The following is a 5,988-nucleotide window of genomic DNA, read 5'->3' as shown; positions in this document are numbered from 1 at the left end:
CCTGCGCGCTGGCCACTTTGCATCGAGATCGGCACAGGCCTGGACCGACCTCGATGCAAACTGCCGACCTCGCGGGGCAAAGTGCCGACCCTGTTGGAGGTGCGCCCCGGCTCTTGCAACGTGTGCACAGATGCGCCAGGGTGGGTTTTGCAACGTCCGCAAACGGACGTAGCGCACCACCTCGGGCATCACCTGCACGACAGAGAGGTCCTGCACCATGTCTCGATTCACCAGATCTCGGAGCACAAGGCCAGAGAACATCCCAGCCAGGGACGCCCCGTCCCGCGCCAGGTCTCAGCACCTCGCGTACGGCCGCCGTACACTGCGTCGATCGACTGTGCTCACCGCGGCCCTGGCAGCGGCGTTCGCCCTCGTCGGCGCACCCGCGAGCACCATGGCGGCGCCTCAGTCATCGCTCGCCGCGCCCGCAGCCGCCGCCGCACCCGCAGCCGCCGCCGCGCCCGCAGCCGGCGCCGCACCCAACACCGCACCCAACGCCGCAGCCGACGCCGCAGCCGACGTCGCCCCCGCGGCCGAGCCCGGCAACGTGCTCTACAGCCCTGACCTGGGCCAGCACCCGAACGGCACCGCGGGCTACCCACGAGCCGTCCGCCTCGACCACGACCAGAGCCCTGACCAGACGATGCTCGCGACGTTCGCACGGGGCGGCACCGGCTCCCCCACGTCGCTGCCGGTCTACCGGAGCACCGACGGCGGCGAGTCGTGGTCGCCGGTGTCGACCATCACCTCGAACACGCCCGGGTGGGACCTCGAGGCGCCGGTGCTGTACGAGGTCCCGCGGAACATCCCGGGCCTCGCCGCGGGCGACATCCTCGCCGCCGGGACCGCGTGGCGGGTCGGCGACTACAGCACCCAGAAGGTCGAGGTCTTCCGGTCCTCGGACCGCGGATCGACCTGGCAGTACCTGTCGTCGTGCACGCAGACCGCCGGCCAGCCCGACACGTGGGGCCACGGCATCTGGGAGCCGGTCTTCATGGTCACCGAGGACGACCGTCTCGCCTGCTTCATCTCGGACGAGCGGCCGGCGAACACGCCCACCAACAACCAGGTGATCGGCCACTACACGTCGTCCGACGGCGGACGCACGTGGAGCTCGACCATGACCGTCGACGTCTCCTTCCCTGCAGACGACCTGCGCCGTCCCGGCATGCAGACGTTCGCCGCGCTGCCGAACGGCGACCATCTCATGGCGTACGAGATGTGCCGCGACGCCACCGATCCCGACCACGCCTGCGAGGTCTACGTGAAGCGCAGCGCCAACGGGACCGACTGGGGCCCGGCCGGCGAAGCAGGCACGCTGGTCCGCACCGCCGACGGGCGCGAGCTGCTGCACACGCCGTACATCTCGTGGATCCCCGGCGGCGGCCCGAACGGAACCGTGCTGCTGTCCGGGCAGCGCGTGGTGGCCGGCCCCACCGGGAACAAGACGGTGCTGGAGGAGTCGGGGACCGTGCTCTTCGCCAACACCGCGCTCGGCACCGGCACCTGGACCGAGGCGGCAGCCCCCGTCACCGTGAGCCCGACCGGCGGATACGCCACCGGGGTGCCGTCATGCCCCGGGTACTCCACGCCCGCGATACCGCGGGAGGACGGCGCCACGTACCTCTACCTCGCCGCGACGTGGCTCGGCACCGGGAACCAGTGCGAGGTGCGGTTCGGGATCGGCTCGCTCCCTGGACCCACCGGGCAGATCGGCGGGCCGGATGGCCGGTGCGTCGACGTCGACACGAACACGGCTGCCAACGGGAACGCCGCCCAGCTCTGGACGTGCGGTACCGCAACAGGCCAGTCCTGGTCGATGGGTGCGGACGGCACCGTCCGCGCGTTCGGCAAGTGCCTCGACGTCGACGCCAACGGCACCGCCAACCACACCAAGGTGCAGCTCTGGGAGTGCAACGACTCCGGAGCGCAGCAGTGGCGTGCACGTGCGGACGGTTCGCTGCTCAACCCGCAGTCGGGGCGCTGCCTGGACATCCCGGAAGGCAACACCGCCGAGGGCACCGACCTGCAGATCTACGACTGCAACGGGCTCTGGACGCAGGTCTGGAGCGTCCCCCGGTAACCGGCCAGGCACCACCTCGAGAATGACCCGCGGTACAGATCCGTGCGGGAATCCGTACCTCGGGTCATTCTCGAACGTCGTCGGCGATACCGTGTCGCCATTGGCATCAGCGAGCGGCGGGCGGGCAACATGGCAAGACAGCCGAGCATCGACCGGGTGCGGCGGCACTGGGACCGGCAGTCGGCGGGGTACGACCAGAAGATGGACCGCGCCGAGCGGCTGTTCGGTGACACCCGGGACTGGGTGTGCCGGCAGGCCACGGGCCAGGTCCTGGAGGTCGCGGTCGGGACGGGCCTCAACATCGGCCGGTACCCGGAGCAGGTCACGCTGACCGGCATGGACCTCAGCCCGGCCATGCTCGACGGCGCCCGTGAGCGCGCCGCCGGCCTCGGCCGCGAGGTCGACCTCCGGGTCGGGGACGCCCAGCGGCTCGAGTTCGCCGCTGCCTCGTTCGACACGGTGGTCTGCACCTTCGGCCTGTGCGCGGTGCCCGACGACCGCGGCGCCGTCGACGAGATGGTGCGGGTGCTCCGACCGGGCGGCCTGCTGCTGCTCGCCGACCACGTGGTCAGCACGTCGCCGGTGATCCGGATGCTGCAGGCAGCGGCAGAGCTGTACAGCGTGCGGTTCGAGAACGAGCACTTCCGGCGTCGGCCCATCCGGCACGTCCGGGCCGCGGGGCTCGACATCGAGCGGCACGACCGGTTCACGAAGGGGATCGTCGAGCGGCTCGCGGCCCGCAAGCCCCTGCCCGAGGCATAGTCCCCGCCCGGGTCCGGGCCGACATGACCCCACCCCGACCTGAGCCGTCCACTTGACCTCACGTCGACCTGAAGTCGCACCCTGAACGGGACGCACATCGGCCCGACGGGATGAGGACACGTGGACGCACAGCACTGGGACGAGCGGTACAGCAGCCGGGACCGGCTCTTCAGCGGCAACCCGAACGGCGTGCTCGTCACCGAGGCGGCCGACCTGCCGCCGGGGCGGGCTCTCGACGTCGGCTGCGGCGAGGGCGGCGACGCGCTCTGGCTGGCCGGGCGGGGCTGGCAGGTCACCGCCGTCGACATCTCCCAGGTGGCCCTCGACCGCGCGGCGGCCGCCGCCGTCGGAGCCGGCGTGCCGGGCCGCGTGACCTGGCGGCAGGCCGACGTGGCCACGACACCACCACCCGACGGGCCGTTCGACCTGGTCTCCCTCCAGTACCTCCCGCTCCGGGTCGAGCCCGGCCACGCCGCGCTGGGCAGGCTCCTTGCCGTCGTCGCACCAGGGGGCACCCTGCTCGTGGGCGGCCATGACGTCGCCGACCTGTCGCCGGACGACCACCACGGCTTCGACCCCGCCGACTACTACCAGCCCGACGACGTCGCGAAGCTTCTCGACCGGCACTGGATCGTCGAGGTCGACGAGCGCCGGCCGCGCACCACTCCCCCGCCCGAGGGCAGCCACCACACGCACGACACCGTCCTGCGCGCCCGACGCCGGCCGTAGCCGACGTCGGGCGGTCGCGGGATCCACGGCCGCGTGCCGACCCACCGCAGCGCGGGCCCGCCGACGTCGGCTCAGGCCGCCGTCAGCCCTGCCAGGGCGCGGCCCATCGCCGCGTTGAACTCCTCCGGCGCGAGCGGCAGCCGCGCCTTGACGTCCCGGCTCCACTGGTCGGCGAGCACCTCGGCGGAGCCCTGCTCGACGCCGTCGAGCACGGCGTCGGCCAGGTCCGACGGCGCGATCTTGTCCACGGGCCACCCGGCCGCCATGTCGGTGTCGGCGAGGCCCAGGTGGACGCCGGTCACGAGCGTGCCCTGCTCGGCGAGCTCAAGCCGCACGCCGTTGGTCATGGCCCACGCGGCGCCCTTGGTCAGGTGATAGCTGGTGCCGCCGTCGACCCCGAACCACGACATGGCGGAGAGGACGTTCACTATCGCACCCCCGCCGTTCCTGGCGAGGGCCGGTGCGAACGCGCGGATCATCGCCAGGCCACCGAACAGGTTGGTCTCCAGCTCGTGGCGCAGGTTGTCGAGCGAGCCGGTCACCAGGTCGGTGGCGGTCTGGATGCCCGCGTTGTTGATCAGCAGCGAGACGTCGGGGGCGGCCTCGGCCGCCGCGAGCACCGCCGCGGGATCGGTGACGTCGAGGGCGAGCACCTCCACGCCGGGCAGGTCTACCGTCTCGGGCCGCCGGGCGGTGGCGTACACCTTGCGCGCGCCCCGCTCGAGCAGGCGTTGGGCCATGGCGCGGCCGAGTCCGCGGTTGGCTCCGGTGACAAGGGCGACTGAGTCGTTGATATCCATGTCCGGTACGCTAAGACCTGACGTTGACGTCAGAGGCAAGTACGAGTTTCGAGACCGACGAACAGGGAGTCCGCATGCCCGTCACAGAGGCGGCCGTCGCGCCGCTGATCCGCATCGGCGAGGTCGCCCGTGGCGCCGGCGTCTCGGTGCGCGCCGTGCGGTACTACGAGCAGCAGGGGCTGCTCGCGGCCGAGCGCAGCCCGTCCGGCCAGCGCCTGTACGCGCACGAGGCGGTCGAGCGGGTGCGCTTCTTCCAGCAGATGTACGCCGCGGGTCTGACCAGCCGCAACATCGCGGAGCTCTTGCCGTGTATCGAGTCCGGCCACACCGACGCCGAGCAGCGAGCCATGCTGCGCGCCGAGCGCGAACGCATCCAGGCCAAGGTCGACGACCTGCAAGCCGCTCTGGACCGCCTCGACCACGTCATAGAGGTCACGGACACGCACCCGTAACCGGTCCTTCGCCATCCGGCTCAACGGGCGGTGCCAGGGCGGGCGCCCGGGAGGGCTACGGCCGGCCGACCCGCTCCCCGTCGACGTAGAACTCCAGGTCAGCACTCTTCTCGGGCCAGAAGCAGACCAACCCCGCCACCCTCAGCGCCTCGCGCAGCGGAGTGTCGTAGCCCCAGACCACGTCGGTGAGCTCCAGCTCCCCGACGTTCAGCGTCCAGTACGAGGCCGACCCCTTGTACGGGCAGTGGCTCACGGTGTCGGTGGGCGTCAGCAGGTCCATCCGCACGTCAGCCCGCGGCAGGTAGTAGCGCGGGCCCAGGCCGGTCTCGGTCAGCATGACCGGCCGGCGCGACTCGGCGACCACCTCGCCCCCGGCCACCACGCGCACGTGCCGGCCCGACGGGAGCGCGTCGATCCGCACGTACGGGCTGCGCGGGTGCGTGTGCAGGACCTCGTCCTCCTCGAGCCACGTGTCGAAGGCCGACCAGGTGAGAGTGAACGACTCGCGCATCTCCTCGGCCGGCGCCTCCCCGTAGCGGCGGGCGGCGCGCTCCAGCATCCGCCCGCCCACGACGACGTCGAACACCTCGCTGGGTCCGAGCGACCTGGACCGGGGGCCCTGCCCCGCGGGGCGCAGCTCCGCCTCGAGGTCACCGGGCGCGAAGAAGTACCGGGGAAAGTAGGAGTTCTCCCAGACCAGCAGCGCGCCGTCCGCGTCGGCGACGAGCTCGCCCGCGCTGAAGGCACGGATCCTGGTCTGGCCGCGTCTGGCCGTACCCGGCGGGATCACGAACGGGTTCTCGACGATGTCGGACATCTAGGGTCACCTCTCGCTGTGGGCCGCGTCCCGAACCACGCTACCCACGGCCCCGGACGTCTCACCCGTCGACAACCTGGCGGACGGCGGCGCTTGTTCCCACCGGAGGTGACGACGGCGGGCATCTGACCATGTACCTGCTGCCACAAAAGGGCCGATCGTGGCAGCAGGTACATGGTCATTCCCCGGGGCTCGGCAGCTCGGCGGCCCGGCGGCTCCGGCGGGAGGATGTCAGGCGTCGAGGACGACCGCGATGACCATCGGTTCCCGTCGCGAGCTGCGGGCCAGCGACCGTGCGACCGCCTTGGCGATGATCTCTTCGAGCTCCTCACCCGAGGTGGTCTT

6 protein-coding genes are annotated in these 5,988 nt (G+C 71.8%); 4 read left to right on the top strand and 2 right to left on the bottom strand.

The features are described from left to right. The first annotated feature begins 337 nt into the window (after nt 1-337). From AB0F40_RS27095 to AB0F40_RS27085, 3 genes are all read left to right on the top strand, one after another. Nucleotides 338-2,083, top strand: coding sequence for a ricin-type beta-trefoil lectin domain protein (locus AB0F40_RS27095; RefSeq protein ID WP_357475352.1), 1,746 nt, complete (start codon nt 338-340; stop codon nt 2,081-2,083). Nucleotides 2,084-2,212: 129 nt separating this feature from the next. Then, complete coding sequence (locus tag AB0F40_RS27090; protein ID WP_357475350.1) at nt 2,213-2,845, top strand: class I SAM-dependent methyltransferase; 633 nt, start codon at nt 2,213-2,215, stop codon at nt 2,843-2,845. Nucleotides 2,846-2,965: 120 nt separating this feature from the next. Next, entirely contained in the window at nt 2,966-3,574 is a 609-nt protein-coding gene (locus tag AB0F40_RS27085; protein ID WP_357475348.1) for a class I SAM-dependent methyltransferase, read from the top strand. 71 nt (nt 3,575-3,645) lie between these two features. On the opposite strand, the gene AB0F40_RS27080 is transcribed toward AB0F40_RS27085, so the two are convergent. Next, nucleotides 3,646-4,374 carry an SDR family oxidoreductase gene (locus tag AB0F40_RS27080; RefSeq protein ID WP_357475346.1) on the bottom strand — a complete coding sequence of 243 codons (729 nt, stop codon included), beginning with the start codon at nt 4,372-4,374 and terminating at the stop codon, nt 3,646-3,648. A 74-nt stretch (nt 4,375-4,448) separates the two neighbouring features. On the opposite strand from AB0F40_RS27080, the gene AB0F40_RS27075 reads away from it, so the two are divergent. Then, nucleotides 4,449-4,826, top strand: coding sequence for a MerR family transcriptional regulator (locus AB0F40_RS27075; RefSeq protein WP_357475344.1), 378 nt, complete (start codon nt 4,449-4,451; stop codon nt 4,824-4,826). Nucleotides 4,827-4,881: 55 nt separating this feature from the next. On the opposite strand, the gene AB0F40_RS27070 is transcribed toward AB0F40_RS27075, so the two are convergent. Further along, on the bottom strand, nt 4,882-5,643 hold the full coding sequence (locus AB0F40_RS27070) for a DUF427 domain-containing protein (protein ID WP_357475342.1): 762 nt from the start codon (nt 5,641-5,643) through the stop codon (nt 4,882-4,884). Between the last annotated feature and the right edge of the window lie 345 nt (nt 5,644-5,988).

Source organism: Promicromonospora sp. NPDC023987, from assembly GCF_040639055.1.
Taxonomy (GTDB): domain Bacteria; phylum Actinomycetota; class Actinomycetes; order Actinomycetales; family Cellulomonadaceae; genus Promicromonospora.
This window is presented reverse-complemented; position numbering and strand designations above follow the sequence as displayed.